Genomic DNA, 20,203 nt, shown 5'->3' on the forward strand with positions numbered 1-20,203 from the left:
TCTGTCTGCTACAGAGAACCGGGCCTAGTGCCCGGTTTTTTGTATCTAGGTACATTGTTTATTTCTATTGATACAAGTCATGTAATGCATTTGTTCTTGTAACCTTGCTCGTCAATACTCTCTCCATAGCCGATTAGCCGGCGCTTGAAGACCGATAAGGAGAGCCCATGAGCAAGATTCTCACCACCGCCAGCGGTGCACCCGTAGCAGACAACCAGAATTCCCGTTCCGCCGGCCCGCGCGGCCCGCTGCTGCTCGACGACTTCCACCTGATCGAGAAGCTCGCCCATTTCAACCGCGAGAACATTCCTGAGCGCCGCGTACACGCAAAAGGCTCGGGTGCCTACGGCACCTTTACCGTTACCCGCGATATCACCGGTTACACCAGTGCCAAGTTGTTTGAACAGGTTGGCAAGCAGACCGAAACCTTCCTGCGTTTCTCCACCGTTGGTGGCGAGCGTGGCTCCGCTGATACCGAGCGCGATCCTCGTGGTTTTGCCGTCAAGTTCTACACCGAGGAAGGCAACTGGGACATCGTCGGGAACAACACGCCTGTGTTCTTCATCCGCGACCCGCTGAAATTCCCAGACTTTATCCATACGCAGAAGCGTCATCCGCAATCGAACCTGAAGAACGCCCAGATGATGTGGGACTTCTGGTCGCACTCTCCCGAGGCGCTGCACCAGGTGACCATTCTGTTCTCCGATCGCGGCATCCCGGACGGTTACCGCCACATGCACGGCTTCGGTAGCCATACCTACAGCCTGATCAATGCCAAAGGTGAGCGCACCTGGGTCAAATGGCACTTCAAGACCCAGCAAGGCATCAAGAACCTCGCACCGGCAGAAGCCGCACACCTGGCAGGTACTGACCCGGACTACGCCCAGCGTGACCTGTTCGAAGCCATCGAGCGAGGCGATTACCCACGCTGGACCGTATGCATTCAAGTGATGAGCGAGGCCGAGGCCGCCAGCCGCGACGAGAACCCGTTTGACGTGACCAAGACCTGGTCGCAGAAGGACTACCCGCTGATTGAAGTGGGCGTGCTGGAACTCAACCGTAACCCGCTCAACTACTTTGCAGAGGTAGAGCAGGCCGCGTTTGGCCCGAGCAACATGGTGCCGGGCGTCGGCCTGTCGCCAGACCGCATGCTGCAAGGGCGGGTATTCGCCTACGCAGATGCGCACCGCTATCGGGTCGGTACCAACCACCAGCAGCTGCCAGTCAACGCGCCACGTTGCCCGGTCAACAGCTATCAGCGTGATGGTTCCATGGCTACCGGCAGTTACGGTAGCGCGCCGAACTATGAGCCTAACAGCTACAGCGATGCACCGAAGCAGTCGCCACGCCATGCCGAGCCCGCACTGGCCCTGAAGGGTTCCGCAGACCGCTACGACCATCGCGAGGACACCGACTACTACAGCCACGCCGGCGCGCTGTTCCGGCTGATGAATGATGAGCAGAAAGCCCTGCTGATAAGCAATATTGCCGGCACCATGGCAGGCGTAAGCGAAGACGTGATTCAGCGTCAGCTGCAATACTTCTTCAAGGCCGATCCGGCTTATGGCGAAGGGGTTGCCAAGGCTTTGGGCATCAATCTCGCCTAAGTCGAAGTGATAAGAAGAACCGCCCTCATTTGGGCGGTTTTTCAATGAATATCACTACTGTTTAACCGTTTTTTTGCTTCTTATTGCGCGGTTCTCAGTGACCGCAGGCAAAAGCTGGTTCACACTATGTGGCATAGACGTTTTCACATGGAGAAGCAGGGCGATGCAAGGTCACCCGGACGTAATCAACTACCTCGTTACGCTGCTGAAGGGCGAACTGGCGGCGCGCGACCAGTACTTCATTCACTCGCGTATGTACGAAGACTGGGGCCTGTCCAAGCTCTACGAGCGCATCAACCATGAAATGGAAGAAGAGACGCAGCATGCCGATGCTCTGATGCGTCGCATCCTCATGCTCGAAGGCACCCCTGACATGCGCGCGGACGACCTGGAAGTGGGCAGCACCGTGCCGGAAATGATCGAGGCCGACCTCAAGCTCGAGTACAAGGTACGCGGCGCGCTGTGCAAAGGCATCGAGCTGTGCGAGCTGCACAAGGACTACATCAGCCGCGACATCCTGCGCGCTCAGTTGGCTGATACCGAAGAAGATCACACCTACTGGCTGGAGAAGCAGCAGGGGTTGATCAAGGCAATTGGCCTGGAAAACTACCTGCAATCGCAGATGTAAATGTTGGGGGCGCTTTGCGCCCCTATCGCGACACAAGGCCGCTCCTACAGGCGATCGCAAATATTTGGATTTGCGCGATCGCTTGTAGGAGCGGCCTTGTGTCGCGATAGGGCTGCAAACCAGCCCCCATTACTGTTAAGCCCGATCCCGCTCCAGCAGCGGTTTCAGGTAATGCCCGGTATAGGACTGCTTCATCTCGCTCAGTTCTTCCGGCGTACCGCAGGCAATGATCTGCCCACCTTTCGAGCCACCCTCCGGCCCCAGATCCACCAGCCAGTCCGCGGTCTTGATCACATCCAGGTTGTGCTCGATCACCACCACCGTATTGCCGTGATCACGCAGGCGATGCAGTACGTCCAGCAACTGCTGGATATCGGCAAAGTGCAGACCCGTGGTCGGTTCGTCGAGGATGTACAAGGTCTTGCCGGTGTCACGTTTGGACAGTTCACGCGACAGTTTCACCCGCTGTGCCTCACCGCCCGACAGGGTGGTCGCCGACTGCCCCAGCTTGATGTAGGACAGCCCCACATCCATCAACGTCTGCAGCTTGCGCGCCAGCGCCGGCACGGCGTCGAAGAACTCGCGGGCATCCTCGATGGTCATCTCCAGCACCTCGTGGATGTTCTTGCCCTTGTACTTGATCTCCAGGGTTTCGCGGTTGTAACGCTTGCTCTTGCACACATCGCACGGCACGTAGATGTCCGGCAGGAAGTGCATCTCCACCTTGATCAGGCCATCGCCCTGGCAGGCTTCGCAACGGCCACCCTTGACGTTGAACGAGAAACGCCCCGGACCATAGCCGCGTGAACGCGACTCCGGCACACCGGAGAACAGTTCGCGGATCGGCGTGAAGATGCCGGTGTAGGTCGCCGGGTTCGAGCGAGGGGTGCGGCCGATCGGGCTCTGGTCGATATCCACCACCTTGTCCAGGTGCTGCAGGCCATCCATGCTGGCATGCGGCGCCGCTTCCAGGCTGCTTGCACCATTCAGGGCGGTGGCGGCCAGTGGGAACAGGGTGTTGTTGATAAGCGTCGACTTGCCCGAGCCGGACACCCCGGTCACGCAGGTCAGCAGGCCGATCGGGACTTCCAGATCGACGTTTTGCAGGTTGTTGCCACGCGCGCCCTTGAGCTTGAGTTGCAGCTTCTTGTTGCGCGGCGTGCGCTTGGCCGGCACGACGATCTTCTTGCGCCCGGACAGGTACTTGCCGGTCAGCGAGTCGGGGTGGTCCATGACCTCCTGCGGCGACCCCTCGGCGACGATCTGCCCGCCGTGCACGCCGGCCCCAGGGCCGATGTCCACCACGTAGTCGGCCAAGCGGATGGCGTCCTCATCGTGTTCTACCACGATCACCGTATTGCCCAGGTCGCGCAGGTGGTTGAGGGTGGCCAGCAGGCGGTCGTTGTCGCGCTGATGAAGGCCGATGGACGGTTCATCGAGGATGTACATCACCCCTACCAGGCCGGCGCCGATCTGGCTGGCCAGGCGGATACGTTGTGCTTCACCACCGGACAGGGTGTCGGCGCTGCGGTCGAGGGTGAGATAGTCGAGACCGACGTTGACCAGAAACTGCAGGCGCTCGCAGATTTCCTTGAGGATCTTCGCCGCAATCTCGCCACGGCGACCGGTCAGGGTCAGCTTGCCGAAGTAGTTGCTGGCTTCACCGATCGGCAGGTTGGTCACTGCCGGCAGCGTTTTTTCGCCCACCCACACATGCCTTGCCTCACGGCGCAGGCGGGTGCCGCGGCAATCCGGGCAGGGCTGGGTGCCGAGGAACTTGGCCAGTTCTTCGCGCACGGTGGCTGATTCGGTCTCGCGGTAACGACGCTCCAGGTTCGGCACGATGCCTTCGAACGGGTGCGAGCGCTTGACGATGTCGCCTCGGTCGTTGAGGTACTTGAAGTCGACGCTCTGCTTGCCGCTGCCCTGCAGGATCACCTTCTGGTGCTCGGCCGACAGTTGGCCGAATGGTTCCTCGAGGCTGAAGCCGTAATGCGCGGCCAGTGAACCGAGCATCTGGAAGTAGTACACGTTGCGTCGGTCCCAGCCGCGGATCGCGCCTTCGGCCAGGGTGAGCTCGGTATTGACCAGGCGCTTGGTGTCGAAGAACTGCTTCACTCCCAGGCCGTCGCAGGTCGGGCAGGCGCCGGCGGGGTTGTTGAAGGAGAACAGCTTCGGCTCCAGCTCGCTGATGGCATGGCCACAGACCGGGCAGGCGAAGCGCGCGGAGAAGATTGTCTCTTCACCGGGTTCGTCGTCCATCGGCGCCACCAGGGCGATGCCGTCGGCCAGTTTGAGTGCAGTCTCGAACGATTCGGCCAGGCGCTGTTGCAGGTCGGCGCGAACCTTGAAGCGGTCCACCACCACATCGATGCTGTGTTTCTTCTGCTTGTCCAGCTTGGGCAGTTCATCGAGTTCGTAGAGCTTGCCATTGACCCGGGCGCGCACGAAGCCCTGGGCGCGCAGCTCGTCGAACACTGCCAGGTGCTCGCCCTTGCGCTCGCGAACCACTGGCGCCAGCAGCATCAGCTTGCTGCCTTCCGGTCGCTCGAGTACCAGGTCGACCATCTGGCTGATCGTTTGCGCCTCCAGCGGGATATCGTGGTCCGGGCAGCGTGGGGTGCCGACGCGGGCGTACAGCAGGCGCAGGTAGTCGTAGATTTCGGTGATGGTGCCGACCGTGGAGCGGGGGTTGTGCGAGGTCGACTTCTGCTCGATGGAAATGGCTGGCGACAGGCCTTCGATGGTATCGACGTCGGGCTTTTCCATCATCGACAGGAACTGCCGGGCGTAGGCCGACAGCGATTCCACATAGCGACGCTGGCCTTCGGCGTACAGGGTGTCGAACGCCAGGGACGACTTGCCGGAACCGGACAGGCCGGTGATCACGATCAGCTTGTCCCGGGGCAGGGTCAGGTCGATGTTCTTCAGGTTGTGGGTGCGTGCCCCACGAATCAGGATCTTGTCCACTGCGGCCTCGCTTGGCGGGCATAAACAAAGAATTATACGGCCCCCTGCCAGTACGCGGCAAAGCGTCGCGTAGATGCCGTCAAGCTGTCGGACTGATAGAATCGCCGCCGGTTCACACGAGGTTAATCCATGCACGACACCCACAACGAGCGCATGAGTGGCGGCGAAACCCGCGCCGCTGGCGGCCTGGCCCTGGTCTTTGCCTTTCGTATGCTGGGCATGTTCATGGTCTTGCCGGTGCTGGCCACCTACGGCATGGACCTGGCCGGTGCCACGCCTGCGCTGATCGGCCTGGCCATTGGCGCCTATGGCCTGACCCAGGCCGTATTGCAGATCCCGTTCGGGATGATTTCCGATCGCATCGGCCGCCGGCCGGTGATTTATCTGGGGCTGGTCATCTTTGCCCTGGGCAGCGTATTGGCGGCCCAGGCCGACTCCATCTGGGGGGTGATTGCCGGGCGTATCCTGCAGGGCGCCGGGGCGATTTCCGCTGCGGTCATGGCGCTGCTGTCCGACCTCACTCGCGAGCAGCACCGGACCAAGGCAATGGCCATGATTGGCATGAGCATCGGCCTGTCGTTCGCTGTCGCCATGGTCGTCGGCCCATTGTTGACCAGCGCCTTCGGGTTGTCAGGATTGTTCCTCGCCACGGCAGGACTTGCCCTGGTCGGCATCCTGCTGATCGCCTTTGTCGTGCCCAATGCCCACAGCATTCTGCAGCACCGAGAGTCGGGTGTGGCGCGCCAGGCCATCGGCCCGACCCTGCGCCATCCGGACCTTCTGCGCCTGGATGTGGGTATTTTCATCCTCCACGCCATCCTCATGGCCAGCTTCGTTGCATTGCCACTGGCCTTCGTCGAGCGCGGCGGCCTGCCGAAGGAACAGCACTGGTGGGTGTACCTGACCGCGTTGTTCATCTCATTTTTTGCAATGGTCCCATTCATCATCTATGGCGAAAAAAAGCGCAAGATGAAACGCGTGCTGGCCGGGGCGGTCAGTGTGTTGCTGCTGGTGGAGGTGTTCTTCTGGCAGTGGGCTGACGGTTTGCGCGGACTGGTGATCGGCACCGTGGTATTCTTTACTGCATTCAACCTGCTGGAGGCATCGCTGCCTTCGCTGGTGAGCAAGGTGTCGCCTGCAGGTGGCAAGGGGACGGCAATGGGGGTCTACTCCACCAGCCAGTTCCTCGGCGCTGCCCTGGGAGGAATCCTCGGTGGCTGGTTGTTCCAGCACGGCGGGCTGAACATGGTGTTCCTCGGTTGTGCGGTACTGTGTGCCATCTGGTTGGTCGTCGCCTTGCGCATGAACGAGCCGCCCTATGTGACCAGCCTGCGCATGCCGCTGACGCCAGAGGCGGTCCGGGAAGCCGGCCTGATCGAGCGCCTGATGGCCGTGCCGGGTGTGACCGACGCCGTCGTGGTGGCGGAAGAAGCTGCCATCTATATCAAACTGGATACGAAAATTTTGGACCGTACGACCCTCGAGCGCCTGGTGAACCCGGCCTCTTCGGCGTGCGAAGCCTAGGAGAACGTTATGGCCCGTGGGGTTAACAAAGTCATTCTGGTCGGCACTTGTGGCCAGGATCCCGAAGTCCGCTACCTGCCCAACGGTAACGCCGTGACCAATCTGAGCCTGGCCACCAGCGAGCAGTGGACCGACAAGCAATCGGGCCAGAAGGTCGAGCGTACCGAGTGGCACCGTGTGTCGCTGTTCGGCAAGGTTGCCGAAATTGCCGGCGAATACCTGCGCAAGGGTTCGCAGTGCTACATCGAAGGCAAGCTGCAGACCCGCGAGTGGGAAAAAGACGGTATCAAGCGCTACACCACCGAAATCATCGTCGACATCAATGGCACCATGCAGCTGCTCGGCGGTCGTCCGCAGGGCCAGCAGCAGGGCGGTGACCCATACAACCAGGGTGGCGGCAACTACGGTGGCGGCCAGCAGCAACAGTACAACCAGGCTCCGCCACGCCAGCAGGCCCAGCGCCCGCAGCAGGCTCCTCAGCGCCCGGCACCGCAGCAGCCAGCCCCGCAGCCGGCGGCTGACTTCGACAGCTTCGATGACGATATTCCGTTCTGATCAGAGCGTTTGAGCGTCTAGCAGGACCAGAAACCCAGGGCAGTTGCCCTGGGTTTTTTCATTTGTGGGGAATGCAGAAGAGGAGGTGAGGGCTGCCAGGTGCTCATCTCCCGGCGAGTACATCACCGGTTGCTAATTTCAGCATTTGGTGATGAAGCTTTTTCATGGGACGTGCCCTGTGGGAGCGGGCAAGCCCGCGAAGCAGGCGACGCGATGGATGGCACCGGCTACGCCGGTGTTCGCGGGCGTGCCCGCTCCCACAGCGCTGCGTGGGTTTCTGCTATGGCGCAATCCTGTGAGGGCGGGTCCAATCAGCCAACGCTTCAATAGAACAACCGCGGCTCCGGGGAATCAAGCAAGCTGGCCAACTTGGTCAAGGCAAACCCCAGTTCCTCGCGCTTGGGCGCCATCAAGGCGATGCGCACGCCGCAGGTGGCGTGGCTGCGTTCTGGCAGGAACTGGCTGCCACTGACTACCGTGACGCCGTTGTTGCGTGCCAGGTTGGCGAACTCGTCGCTGGTCCACGGCTCCGGCAATTCCAGCCAGATGTGGAAGCTGTTCGGCTGGCTGCGGATCTTGTACTTGCCAAGAATCTCCCGGGCCATTTGCTGGCGCGCGGCCGCCTCCTCCTGTTGTTCCCGCACAAGCTGGTCGGCCATGCCACTGTTGATCAGGTTACTGGCCAGCTGCGCCATCAACGGTGACGGCATCCAGACACTGCTGCGTACCATCGACGACAGCCGCGAGAGGGTTTGCGGTGGGGCGTACAGATAGCCGATGCGCAGCGCCGGCAGCACACTTTTGGACAGACTGGTGAGGTACACCGAGCGCTCGGGCGCATAAGCGGCCAGTGGCTGGTAATCCGGTGCGGGCTCGAGAAAGCCGTAGATATCGTCATCGACGATGAACAAGTCGAACTCTCGGGCGATCTCGGCGATAGCCTGGCGCCGTGCGTGGGGCATGATCGAATTGGTCGGGTTCTGGTGGGTGGTGACGCACACCAGCAGGGAAGGGCGGTGCTCCAGGCACGCCGCGCGCAATGCCTCGGGAATCAGGCCGTGCTCGTCCATGGCCACGCCGCGCAGTCGGCGGCCCATGCTGTGCGCCAGGGAGATGATGCCCGGGTAGCAGAACGACTCGCACAGCACCACATCGTCGCTCTTCGACAGGCTGCTGATGGCCACCAGCAGGCCGTGCTGGGCCCCGGAAGTCAGCACCACCTGCTGCCAACGCGCCTCGGGCAGCCAGCGCTGGATCCAGGTGGCACCGGCCTGCTTGTGGGTCGCATGGCCGCCATCGGTGACGTAGTCGAGTACCTGCGCCAGGTCGGACGACGCAGCCAGCTCGATTATGGCTTCGCGCAGCCAGTCGGTCATGTGGGCATCGTTGGGCTTGATGATCGACAGGTCAATCTGGTCGCTCGCGTGCTCGGAAACCACGGGTTTTGCCTGGATGACCGGGGCACGGTTTTGCAAGTGTGGTTGCGGCAGTACGAAGGTACCGCGGCCCACTTCGCCCACTACCAAGCCGCGCTTGGCGGCTTCGTCATAGGCTCGCCCAATGGTGCCAGGGGTCACATCAAGGGATTCGGCCAAGTCCTTGAGCGTCGGCAAACGTTCGCCAGCCACCAGCCGGCCGCTGCCAATGTCTTGCTCCAAGGCATCGGCGATCATCAGGTAGACCGGCTGCGCCAGGTCGCTGTAGTGAGGAACCCACATGGAAAGCACCAGAATCTGCGAGAACGCCGAAGCCTAGCATGAAAGGACTGAGGGGTGTAATTCTCAGCCGCTGCGCATAAATTACCTTGATTACATCGGCCACGTTCCCCAGGTAGGTGTACTGCTCCGCAATCTGTACCGCTTGATCTCGAAGCGCCCGGTCAAACAATTATCAGAAAATTCATTAGATTCAATAAGTTGAGACTTTACTTGAAATGGGCTGCGTGATCGCGCAAAAAACCAATTGAATCGATGTTATTTCTATAAATACAATCATTGAATCGATTCAATCGCCAAGGTAAGGGAAATACCGTTATGGAGCTGTTAGGCGCTTTCTGGGCGGAGCACTGGTTGCTGGCACTTTTCATGTTGGGCGCGATCGCCTTCGCCGCCGGCTTCGTCGATAGCATCGCCGGGGGCGGTGGGCTGTTCCTGGTGCCGGGCTTCCTGCTGGTCGGCATGCCGCCGCAAATGGCGCTCGGCCAGGAAAAACTGGTCAGTACCCTTGGCACCCTGGCGGCCATCCGCAACTTCCTGGCCAACAGCAAGATGGTCTGGCAGGTGGCGCTGGTCGGCGTGCCGTTTTCGCTGCTCGGTGCCTACCTGGGCGCACACCTGATCGTGTCGATCTCCCAGGAAACCGTGGGCAAGATCATCCTGGCGCTGATCCCGCTGGGCATCCTCATCTTCCTCACGCCCAAGGATCGCCCGGTCGAGGAGCGCGAACTGTCATCGCGGATGCTGTTCACCGTGGTCCCGCTGACCTGCCTGGCCATCGGCTTCTATGACGGCTTCTTCGGCCCTGGTACCGGCAGCATGTTCATCATCGCCTTCCATTACCTGCTGCGCATGGACCTGGTCTCCAGCTCGGCCAACTCCAAGACCTTCAACTTCGCATCCAACATCGGCGCCCTGGTGGCCTTCATCATGGCCGGCAAGGTCGTCTACCTGCTGGCGTTGCCGCTGGTGGCCTGCAACATCCTCGGCAACCACTTGGGCAGCGCCCTGGCCCTGCGCAAGGGCAACGAAGTGGTACGCAAGGTGCTGGTGTTCTCGATGCTCTGCCTGTTCACCAGCCTGGGCGTGAAGTACCTGGCCTGACCCCATCCATAGGAGAAAACTGATGAAAACCGCATTCGTAACCGGCGCCTCCTCGGGCTTTGGCCGCGCCATCTGCCGTACCCTGATCGGCAAAGGCTACCGCGTGATCGGTGGCGCCCGGCGCATGGACAAGTTGCAGGCGCTGGAAGCCGAACTGGGCGTCAACTTCATTCCGCTGACACTCGATGTGACCGACCCGGCGTCGCTCGAGGCGGCAGTCGGGCAAATCCGCGATGCTTCGCTGCAGATCGACCTGCTGGTCAACAACGCCGGGCTGGCGCTGGGCGTAGACCGTGCCCAGGCCAGCAGCGCAGAAAACTGGCAGCGGATGATCGACACCAACATTACCGGCCTGGCCATGGTCACCCACAAGGTCCTGCCGCAGATGGTGGAAGCCGACAGCGGCATGATCATCAACATCGGCTCGATCGCCGGCACCTACCCCTACCCGGGCGGTAATGTGTATGGCGCCAGCAAGGCCTTTGTCCGCCAGTTCAGCCTCAACCTGCGCGCCGACCTGGCAGGCACTCGCGTGCGGGTGAGCAATATCGAGCCGGGGCTGTGCTCGGGCACCGATTTCTCGGTGGTGCGCCTGAACGGTGATCTGGATGCCGTGCAGGCCCTGTACCGGGACGTGCAAGCCATCCTGCCCGAGGACATTGCGGCCACGGTGGCCTGGATTGCCGAACAGCCGGCACATGTGAACATCAATACCATCGAAATCATGCCGGTGGCCCAGAGCAGTGCAGCGCTGAACGTGGTGCGCAACCTGCCGCGCTGCTGATCGGCCGGTGGTGGATGGCACCGGCGTTGCCGGTGTTCGCGGGTTCACCCGCGAATCAGGCAACACAGCGCCCTCAGCTGACCCATGTCATCGCACCTTCCTGATTCTTGGCTAGTCTTACCTGTTGGCGGCCATCAACCGGCCGCCACCGTGACTACCAAGAGGCGCCGGCCATGTTCCGTGCGTCCACCATCTGATCAGGAGTGCACGATGGACCTGAACCGTCGGCAGTTCTTCAAGGTCGCCGCCGTCGGCCTTGGAGGCTCGAGCCTTGCGGCGTTGGGCATGGCCCCGACACCAGCATTCGCCGAGCAGGTGCGTCACTTCAAGCTGGCGCATACCAAGGAAACCCGTAACACCTGCCCCTACTGCTCGGTCGGCTGCGGCCTGATCATGTACAGCCAGGGCGATGCGGGCAAGAACGTCAAACAGAACATCATCCATATCGAAGGTGACGCCGACCACCCGGTCAACCGCGGCACCCTCTGCCCTAAAGGCGCCGGCCTGCTGGATTTCATCCACAGCCCGAGCCGCCTGCAGTACCCCGAGGTACGCAAGCCGGGCAGCAAGGAGTGGGTGCGGGTCAGCTGGGACGAGGCGCTCGATCGCGTCGCCGACCTGATGAAGCAGGACCGCGACGCCAACTTCATCGAAAAGAACGCCCAGGGGCAAACGGTCAACCGCTGGCTCACCACCGGTTTTCTCGCTGCCTCCGCCGCTTCCAGCGAGGCTGGTTACCTGACCCACAAGGTCGTCCGCGCAACAGGCATGCTGGGGTTCGATAACCAGGCTCGTGTCTGACATGGCCCGACGGTGGCAAGTCTTGCCCCGACGTACGGCCGTGGCGCCATGACCAACCACTGGTCCGATATCGCCAACGCGAATCTGGTCCTGGTGATGGGTGGCAACGCAGCAGAAGCGCATCCTTGCGGCTTCAAGTGGGTGACCGAGGCCAAGGCGCACAACAAGGCGCGGCTGATCGTGGTCGACCCACGGTTTACCCGTACCGCTTCGGTGGCGGACTACTACGCACCGATCCGTACCGGTACCGACATCGCCTTCATGGGCGGGCTGATCAATTACCTGCTGAGCAACGACAAGATCCAGCACGAGTACGTGCGCAACTACACCGACGTGTCGTTCATCGTCAAAGAGAACTATGGCTTCGAGGATGGCCTGTTCAGCGGTTACGACGAGGCCAAGCGCGTGTATGCCGACAAGTCCGGCTGGGGGTACGAGCTGGGTGAGGACGGTTTTGCCAAGGTCGACCCGACCCTGCAGCACCCGCGCTGCGTGTTCCAGCTGATGAAGCAGCACTACAGCCGCTATACCCCGGAACTGGCCAGCATGACCTGTGGCATGCCGCAAGACGCCATGCTGAAGATCTGGGAAGAGATCGCCACCTGCTCGATTCCGGGCAAGACCATGACGATCCTCTACGCGCTTGGCTGGACCCAGCACTCGATCGGCGCACAGATCATCCGCAGTGCGGCCATGGTCCAGTTGCTGCTGGGCAACGTCGGCATGCCGGGTGGCGGGGTCAACGCCTTACGTGGTCACTCCAACATCCAGGGCCTGACCGACCTCGGCCTGCTGTCCAACTCGCTGCCGGGTTACCTGACCCTGGCCGGCGATGCCGAGCAGGACTACGCCGCGTACATCGACAAGCGCGCCTCCAAGCCGCTGCGCCCTGGGCAACTGTCGTACTGGCAGAACTACGGCAAGTTCCATGTCAGCCTGATGAAAGCCTGGTACGGCGCCAATGCCACGGCGGAGAACAACTGGGGCTACGACTGGCTGCCCAAGCTCGATGTGCCGGCCTACGACGTGCTGCGCATGTTCGAGATGATGGGCCAGGGCAAGGTCAACGGCTACATGTGCCAAGGCTTCAACCCGATTGCCGCGTTGCCGGACAAGAACCGCGTCACCGCGGCGCTGGCCAAGCTCAAGTGGCTGGTGATCATGGACCCGCTGGCCACCGAGACCTCGGAGTTCTGGCGCAACGCCGGGCCGTTCAACGATGTCGATACGGCCAATATCCAGACCGAAGTGATCCGCCTGCCCACCACCTGCTTCGCTGAAGAAGACGGCTCGCTGGTCAACAGCAGCCGCTGGCTGCAGTGGCACTGGAAAGGTGCCGACGGTCCGGGCGAGACCCGCACCGACGTTCACATCATGAGCGAGCTGTTCCTGCGCTTGCGCCAACGCTACCAGGCCGAGGGCGGCGCCTACCCAGATGCGCTGATGAACATCAACTGGCCATACAAGGTCCCTGAAGAGCCATCCCCGGAGGAGCTTGCCAAGGAAATGAACGGCTGGGCGGTGACCGACGTCACCGACCCGACTGGCGCAGTGCTCAAGGCTGGCCAGCAACTCGCGGGCTTCGGCCAGCTCAAGGACGACGGCAGCACCGCGTCCGGCTGCTGGATCTTCGCCGGCAGCTGGACCGAGCAGGGCAACCAGATGGCTCGCCGTGACAACAGCGACCCGTACGGCATGCACCAGGTGCAGAACTGGGCCTGGGCCTGGCCTGCCAACCGCCGCATCCTTTACAACCGTGCATCCAGCGACCCGCAAGGCAAGCCGTGGGACCCGGAGAAGAAGCGCCTGGTATGGTGGAATGGCAAGGCCTGGACCGGCACCGATGTGCCCGACTTCAAGGTCGACTCGCCACCTGAGGCGGGGATGAACCCGTTCATCATGAACCCTGAAGGCGTGGCGCGGTTCTTCGCCATCGACAAGATGGCCGAAGGCCCGTTCCCCGAGCACTACGAGCCGTTCGAGACGCCGATTGGCATCAACCCGCTGCATCCGCAGAACAAGAAGGCTACCAGCAACCCGGCCGGACGGATTTTCGACTCGGTGTGGGACACCCTCGGCAAGCACGACGAGTTCCCTTACGCGGCGACCACCTACCGGCTGACCGAGCACTTCCACTTCTGGAGCAAGCATTGCCGGCTCAACGCTATCGCCCAGCCGGAGCAGTTCGTCGAAATCGGCGAGGTCCTGGCCAACGAGAAAGGTATCAAGGCCGGTGACCGGGTGCGTGTGTCGAGCAAACGCGGGCATATCGATGCGGTGGCGGTGGTGACCAAGCGGATTCGCCCGCTCAAGGTCAACAACCAGACCGTGCACCAGATCGGCATCCCGCTGCACTGGGGCTTCACCGGGACTACGCGGCATGGCTACCTGACCAACACCCTGGTGCCTTTCCTGGGTGACGGCAATACCCAGACGCCAGAGTCCAAGTCGTTCCTCGTCAAAGTGGAGAAACTCTGATGGCCAGCCAAGACATCATCGCCCGCTCGGCCACCACCACCGTACCGCCTTCGGTACGCCAGCAGCAGGAAGTCGCCAAGCTGATCGACACCACCAAGTGCATCGGCTGCAAGGCCTGCCAGGTGGCGTGTTCGGAGTGGAACGAACTGCGTGACGAGGTCGGCCACAACCACGGCACTTACGACAACCCCCAGGACCTCACTGCCGAGACCTGGACCCTGATGCGCTTCACTGAGCACGAGCGCGACGACGGCAACCTGGAGTGGCTGATTCGCAAGGACGGCTGCATGCACTGCGCCGAGCCAGGTTGCCTGAAGGCCTGCCCGAGCCCGGGGGCGATCATCAAGCACGCCAACGGCATCGTCGACTTCAACCAGGACCACTGCATCGGTTGCGGTTACTGCATCACCGGTTGCCCGTTCAACATCCCGCGCATCTCGCAGAAGGACCACAAGGCATACAAGTGCACCCTGTGTTCCGACCGCGTGACCGTGGGCCTGGAGCCGGCCTGCGTGAAAACCTGCCCGACCGGCGCAATCGTGTTCGGCACCAAGGACGAAATGAAGGTGCATGCTGCCGAGCGCATCGTCGATCTCAAGTCGCGAGGCTACGACAATGCCGGGCTGTACGACCCGGATGGCGTCGGTGGCACCCACGTGATGTATGTGCTGCACCATGCCGACACGCCGAAGCTGTATGCCGGCCTGCCGGATCAGCCGGTGATCAGCCCGCTGGTCGGGCTGTGGAAGGGCATCACCAAGCCGCTGGCGCTGCTGGCCATGGGCGCGGCGGTGCTGGCCGGGTTCTTCCACTATGTGCGGGTCGGGCCACAGCGGGTGGAGGAGGACGAACACCCGACACCTGCGGATGAAAGCGTGCAACAGGTGGACCCGTCGGTCCATGTCTATGATCCGACCAAGCCCGGTGGGCAAGGGGAGCAGCGACCATGAACGACAACAAACCCATCCTGCGCTACAACGCCAACGAGCGCAGCAACCACTGGGTCGTCGCGATCCTGTTCATCCTGGCTGGCCTGTCGGGGCTGGCGCTGTTCCATCCGGCGCTGTTCTGGCTCAGCCACCTGTTCGGCGGTGGGCCGTGGACGCGTATTCTGCATCCGTTCCTGGGTGTGGCGATGTTCGTGTTCTTCCTCGGCCTGGTGTTGCGGTTCTGGCGCGCGAACTTCATCACTGCCAATGATCGGCTATGGCTGCGGCGTATCGATCGGGTCATGCTGAACAGGGAGGACGGCGTGCCACCGATCGGCAAGTACAACGCCGGTCAGAAGCTGCTGTTCTGGACCTTGTTGCTGTGCATGCTGGTGCTGTTGATCAGCGGCGTGGTGATCTGGCGTGCCTGGTTCAGTCATTACTTCGACATCGGCGCCATTCGCCTCGCCACTTTGCTTCACGCCCTGGCGGCGTTCGTGCTGATCCTCAGCATCATCGTGCACATCTACGCCGGCATCTGGATCAAGGGCTCGATCGGCGCCATGCTGCATGGCTGGGTCAGCCGCGCCTGGGCGCGCAAGCACCATGAGTTGTGGTACCGGGAAGTGACCGGTGACAAGACGCCGGGCAATCACGGACGAAAAGAAGGATGAGCGCTTGAGCACGATACTCGAACCCGGGCAGATCGAAGCGTCGGCGGTGATGCCGCCGTTTCTGCACCTGCCCCCCGCCAACCTGTTCGAACTGCGCGCCGCGCGCCTGGAGCAGCTGGCCGAGGGCAATGCCCTTGGCCAATACCTGAAGCTGGTGGCTCGTTTGTGCCGTATCCAGCAGCAGCTTGTGGATAACCCGCCCGCTGGCATGCCGGTGGCCGAGGAGCGTCAGCGCCTGTGCATAAGTCATGGCTTGCCGCCGTTGGCCGCGGACAGTCTGGTGCGTGAAGGGCCGTGGCTGGTCTGGTTGCAGGCCTTGCTCGAACGCTTTGAGGGTGAAACCGGCGGTCCGCTGGGTGATACGTTGCAGGTGCTGCGCGGCAGTGATGGCGAGCAGCGCAAGGGCTGGGGCATCGCCTTGCTCGGCGGCCAGTACGACGCGGTACCCGCAGCGCTGGTCCCGTTCATTGGCGCGGCCTTGCAGGCGGCGTGGTCCAGCTGGCTGTTGGCATTGCCCGCGCCCGAACTCAAGCCTGCTGGCAGCCTTGCCCAGTGCCCGGCCTGCGGTTCGCCGGCGATGGCCGGGGTGGTGCGCAACCGTGGCAAGCACAATGGCCTGCGCTACCTGGCCTGTTCACTGTGTGCCTGCGAGTGGCATGTGGTGCGGGTCAAGTGCGTGTACTGCGAGTCGAGCAAGGACCTGCGCTACACCAGCCTCGACGATGACCGCCATGCGCCGGGCAAGGCGCCGCTGCGCGCCGAGTGTTGCCCGGGGTGCGACAGCTACCTGAAACAGAACTACCTGGAAAACGATGCGGCGGCCGAACCGCTGGCCGACGACCTGGCCAGCCTGGCGCTGGACATTCGCCTGGACGAGGAGGGCTTTCATCGCCTGGCACCGAACCTGATGCTCGCACCCGGATAGTGGCTGAGTGTCTACACTGTAAGACCGAGTCGCCTTCTTCGCGGGTAAACCCGCTCCCACAGGGCCCTCGCAGCTTTTTAGGCTTGCGCGGCCCCTGTAGGAGCGGGTTTACCCGCGAAGAGGCCAGTACAGACAACGGAATAGTCCAAGGTAGTACCGCATGTCCTCCAATCTAGCCAGCGACACCCCACGCCTGCCCTCCATCGACACCCTTTTGCGCCACCCAGCCTGTCTTCCGCTGATCGACCGCCACGGCCGTGACGCAGTCCTGGCCACCCTGCGCCAACTGCTCGACGACCTGCGCGACCCCGTCCGCAACGGCCAGCTCAGTGCCGCCGAACTGGCCGCAGAAGTGCTGCTGGGCCGCACCGGCGAGCGCCTGGCCACCCAGCAACGCAGCCAGGTCCGCCGTGTGTTCAACCTCACCGGCACCGTGCTGCACACCAACCTCGGCCGCGCCCTGTTGCCAGAAGAGGCCATCGAGGCCATGCAGACCGCCGCCCGCTACCCGCTCAACCTGGAATTCGACCTGGCCACCGGCAAGCGTGGCGACCGTGACGACCTGATCGAAGGCCTGATCCGCGAGCTGACCGGCGCCGAAGCCGTCACCGTGGTCAACAACAACGCCGCCGCCGTGCTGCTGGCGCTCAACAGCCTGGGCGCGCGCAAGGAAGGCATCATCTCGCGCGGTGAACTGATCGAGATCGGCGGTGCCTTCCGCATTCCCGACATCATGGCCCGCGCCGGCGTGAAGCTGCACGAAGTCGGCACCACCAACCGCACCCATGCCCGCGACTACGAGGCTGCCATCAACCCACGTACCGGCCTGCTGATGCGAGTGCATTGCAGCAACTACAGCATCCAGGGCTTCACTACCCAGGTGCCCACCGCCGAGCTGGCGCGCATCGCCCACCAACAGGACTTGCCGCTGCTTGAAGACCTGGGCAGTGGCAGCCTGCTCGACCTTACTCGCTGGGGCCTGCCCGCCGAGCCGACCGTGCGCCAGGCCCTGGCTGACGGCGCCGATATCGTCACCTTCAGCGGCGACAAACTACTCGGTGGGCCGCAAGCCGGGATCATCGTCGGGCGCAAGGAGCTGATCGCCAGGATCAAGAAGAACCCGCTCAAGCGCGCGCTGCGGGTCGACAAGATCACCCTTGCCGCACTCGAAGCGGTGCTGGCGCTGTACCGCAACCCCGACCGCCTGGCCGAGCGCCTGCCCAGCCTGCGCCTGCTGACCCGCAGCCAAGCCGAAATCCAGGCCCAGGCCGAGCGCCTGGCGCCAGAACTCAAGGCCCGCCTCGGGGAGCAATGGGCGCTCAGCGTGGAGCCAGCGCTGGGCATGATCGGCAGCGGCAGCCAACCGGTGGCTCGCCTGCCGAGTGCAGCGTTGTGCCTGCGCCCGCAGGTGTCGAAGAAACTGCGCGGGCGCAGCCTGCATGTGCTGGAGCGGGCCTTGCGTGACTTGCCGGTGCCGGTGCTCGGCCGCATCGCCGACGACGCCTTGTGGCTGGACCTGCGCCAGCTGGATGATGAGGCCCAGTGGCTGGCGCAGTTGCCCGCCCTGCAACTGGGGCCGGTACAGTGATCGTTGGTACCGCCGGCCACATCGACCATGGCAAGACCGCACTGCTCCAGGCCCTGACCGGCCAGGCCGGTGACCATCGCCAGGAGGAGCGCGCCCGTGGCATGACCATCGACCTCGGCTACCGCTATGCGGCGCTGACCGAGGGGGCAGCGCTGACTGGTTTCATCGACGTACCGGGCCATGAGCGCTTTATCCACAACATGCTGGCGGGCGCCCACGGCATCGACCTGGTGCTATTGGTGGTGGCGGCCGACGACGGAGTGATGCCGCAAACCCGCGAGCACCTGGCGATCATCGAGCTGCTGGGCATCCCACAGGCTCTTGTGGCGATCAGCAAATGCGACCGGGTAGAGCCTGCCCGCCTGGCCGAAGTGCAGGCACAAGTCAGCGAACTACTGGCGCCGGGCCCATATGCCGGAGCGCGGCAGTTTCCGTTGTCGAGTGTGACCGGCGAAGGTATCGATGCCCTGCGCCAGGCCGTGCTGGCCGCGCAACAGCGCGTGCGCCAGCGCAGCGTGCGCGGCGGTTTCCGTTTGGCCGTCGACCGCGCCTTCGCCGTTACCGGTGCGGGTGTGGTGGTCACGGGCACGGCGCTGGCTGGGCGGGTCAGTGCCGGCGACACCTTGTTGCTGGGCAAGGCCGGCAAACCGGTGCGGGTGCGTGGCCTGCATGCGCAGAACCAGGCCGCGCTGGTGGCCGAGGCGGGCCAGCGGGTGGCACTGAACATCGCTGCCGAACGGCTGGCGGTGGAGCAGGTGCGCCGAGGTGACTGGCTGGTGCCCGAGTGGCTGCACGCCCCCAGTGTGCGGGTGGATATCGAGCTGAACCTGTTGCCTGGCGAGACCCGTACCTTCGAACATTTCAGCGCTGTGCACGTGCACCTCGGCACCCAGGACGTAACCGCGCGGGTGGCCTTGCTCGAGGGTGAAACCCTGGCTGCGGGCCAGCGCATGTTCGCCCAGTTGCTGCTCAACGCGCCGCTGCAGGCGGTACACGGCGATCGCCTGGTGCTGCGCGACCAGCGTGCCCAGCGCACTTTGGGTGGTGGCAAGATGCTCGACCCGTTCGCGCCAAGCCGTCAGCGTCGCAGTGATGAGCGCCTGCACCAATTGCAGGTGCTGCGTGATGCCGAGGACCTTGAGCAGGCCCTGCCTGCACTGCTCGCCAGCGCACCAGGGGGTATCGACCCGCAGCGCCTGGAGCGGCAATTCAATCGCCTGCGCGAAACCTGGCAGTTGCCGGAACATGTACTGGTGGTGGCCACGCGGCAGGGCCAACTGTTGTTTGCCAGCGCCCGGTGGCAGGCGCTCAAGCGTCAGGTGTTGGAGCAGCTGGCGCGGTTCCATGAACAGGAGCCCGACCAGCTCGGCCCGGACCGCGATCGCCTGCGCCGCTTTGCTGCCTTGCCGCTGGAGCGGCCCGCTTTTGTCAGCCTGCTGGATGAGTTACTCGGGGACGGCGCAATTGCCAGCAGCGGGCCTTGGCTGCACCTGCCCGATCACAAGGTGCAGTTGAGCGAAGCCGACAGTGCGTTATGGGCGAGCCTGCAACCGAAGTTGCTGGCGGGGCAATACGATCCGCCCTGGGTCAGGACGCTGGCGAGTGAGGAAAATTGTGCCGAGGCCGATGTGCGCCTGTTGCTGCGCAAGCTGGCCCGGTTGGGCATGGTGCACCAGGTGGTGCGCGATCTGTTCTACCCCGAGGCGACGCTACAGCGCATGGCAGAGCTGCTGCTCGGGCAGGCCAGTGAAACGCCGATAGTGCAGGTTGCTGCGTTTCGCGATATGTTGGGCATCGGTCGCAAGCGCAGTGTGCAGATTCTGGAATACTTCGACCGCATCGGCCTGACCCGGAGGGTAGCCGACCAGCGTCACATTCGCGCCGACAGCGCCCTGGCCCAGCAGCAGGCCAGGCACTGAGT

14 protein-coding genes are annotated in these 20,203 nt (G+C 63.0%); 12 read left to right on the plus strand and 2 right to left on the minus strand.

Annotation, left to right across the window (positions count from 1 at the left end):
• Window positions 1–167 precede the first annotated feature (167 nt).
• The gene (locus tag RIN61_RS14275) at window positions 168–1,607 is read left to right on the plus strand and encodes a catalase (protein WP_313852471.1); all 1,440 of its coding nucleotides are present in this window, start codon (window positions 168–170) and stop codon (window positions 1,605–1,607) included.
• Between the two features lie 163 nt (window positions 1,608–1,770).
• Complete coding sequence (bfr, locus tag RIN61_RS14280; protein ID WP_003257116.1) at window positions 1,771–2,235, plus strand: bacterioferritin; 465 nt, start codon at window positions 1,771–1,773, stop codon at window positions 2,233–2,235.
• A 135-nt stretch (window positions 2,236–2,370) separates the two neighbouring features.
• Here bfr and uvrA read toward each other — a convergent pair whose 3' ends face one another.
• Complete coding sequence (uvrA, locus tag RIN61_RS14285) at window positions 2,371–5,205, minus strand: excinuclease ABC subunit UvrA (RefSeq protein WP_313852474.1); 2,835 nt, start codon at window positions 5,203–5,205, stop codon at window positions 2,371–2,373.
• Window positions 5,206–5,334: 129 nt separating this feature from the next.
• On the opposite strand from uvrA, the gene RIN61_RS14290 reads away from it, so the two are divergent.
• Both RIN61_RS14290 and RIN61_RS14295 read left to right on the plus strand, forming a co-directional pair.
• The gene (locus tag RIN61_RS14290; protein WP_112254067.1) at window positions 5,335–6,729 is read left to right on the plus strand and encodes an MFS transporter; all 1,395 of its coding nucleotides are present in this window, start codon (window positions 5,335–5,337) and stop codon (window positions 6,727–6,729) included.
• A 9-nt stretch (window positions 6,730–6,738) separates the two neighbouring features.
• Window positions 6,739–7,284 carry a single-stranded DNA-binding protein gene (locus RIN61_RS14295; protein WP_003255446.1) on the plus strand — a complete coding sequence of 182 codons (546 nt, stop codon included), beginning with the start codon at window positions 6,739–6,741 and terminating at the stop codon, window positions 7,282–7,284.
• A 323-nt stretch (window positions 7,285–7,607) separates the two neighbouring features.
• On the opposite strand, the gene RIN61_RS14300 is transcribed toward RIN61_RS14295, so the two are convergent.
• Window positions 7,608–9,002: an aminotransferase-like domain-containing protein gene (locus RIN61_RS14300; protein ID WP_207879401.1), complete on the minus strand. Its 1,395-nt coding sequence runs from the start codon at window positions 9,000–9,002 to the stop codon at window positions 7,608–7,610.
• A 315-nt stretch (window positions 9,003–9,317) separates the two neighbouring features.
• Here RIN61_RS14300 and RIN61_RS14305 point away from each other — a divergent pair, with 315 nt between their 5' ends.
• The 8 genes from RIN61_RS14305 (at window position 9,318) to selB (ending at window position 20,201) form a co-directional block, all read left to right on the plus strand.
• Window positions 9,318–10,103, plus strand: a complete 786-nt coding sequence (locus tag RIN61_RS14305; protein WP_313852481.1) for a sulfite exporter TauE/SafE family protein — start codon at window positions 9,318–9,320, stop codon at window positions 10,101–10,103.
• Between the two features lie 22 nt (window positions 10,104–10,125).
• On the plus strand, window positions 10,126–10,887 hold the full coding sequence (locus RIN61_RS14310; protein WP_112254071.1) for an SDR family NAD(P)-dependent oxidoreductase: 762 nt from the start codon (window positions 10,126–10,128) through the stop codon (window positions 10,885–10,887).
• 210 nt (window positions 10,888–11,097) lie between these two features.
• The gene (gene fdnG, locus RIN61_RS14315) at window positions 11,098–14,166 is read left to right on the plus strand and encodes a formate dehydrogenase-N subunit alpha (RefSeq protein ID WP_207879399.1); all 3,069 of its coding nucleotides are present in this window, start codon (window positions 11,098–11,100) and stop codon (window positions 14,164–14,166) included.
• Window positions 14,166–15,116, plus strand: a complete 951-nt coding sequence (gene fdxH, locus RIN61_RS14320) for a formate dehydrogenase subunit beta (RefSeq protein WP_112254073.1) — start codon at window positions 14,166–14,168, stop codon at window positions 15,114–15,116. Before fdnG ends, fdxH begins: the two co-directional genes overlap by 1 nt.
• Entirely contained in the window at window positions 15,113–15,769 is a 657-nt protein-coding gene (locus RIN61_RS14325) for a formate dehydrogenase subunit gamma (protein WP_112254074.1), read from the plus strand. Before fdxH ends, RIN61_RS14325 begins: the two co-directional genes overlap by 4 nt.
• A gap of 4 nt (window positions 15,770–15,773) precedes the next feature.
• On the plus strand, window positions 15,774–16,694 hold the full coding sequence (fdhE, locus tag RIN61_RS14330; protein WP_112254075.1) for a formate dehydrogenase accessory protein FdhE: 921 nt from the start codon (window positions 15,774–15,776) through the stop codon (window positions 16,692–16,694).
• 160 nt (window positions 16,695–16,854) lie between these two features.
• Window positions 16,855–18,282 carry an L-seryl-tRNA(Sec) selenium transferase gene (gene selA / locus RIN61_RS14335; protein WP_112254076.1) on the plus strand — a complete coding sequence of 476 codons (1,428 nt, stop codon included), beginning with the start codon at window positions 16,855–16,857 and terminating at the stop codon, window positions 18,280–18,282.
• On the plus strand, window positions 18,279–20,201 hold the full coding sequence (gene selB / locus RIN61_RS14340; protein WP_313852489.1) for a selenocysteine-specific translation elongation factor: 1,923 nt from the start codon (window positions 18,279–18,281) through the stop codon (window positions 20,199–20,201). Before selA ends, selB begins: the two co-directional genes overlap by 4 nt.
• The last annotated feature ends 2 nt before the right edge of the window (window positions 20,202–20,203 follow it).

It is taken from the genome of Pseudomonas inefficax, assembly GCF_032164165.1.
GTDB lineage: Bacteria > Pseudomonadota > Gammaproteobacteria > Pseudomonadales > Pseudomonadaceae > Aquipseudomonas > Aquipseudomonas inefficax.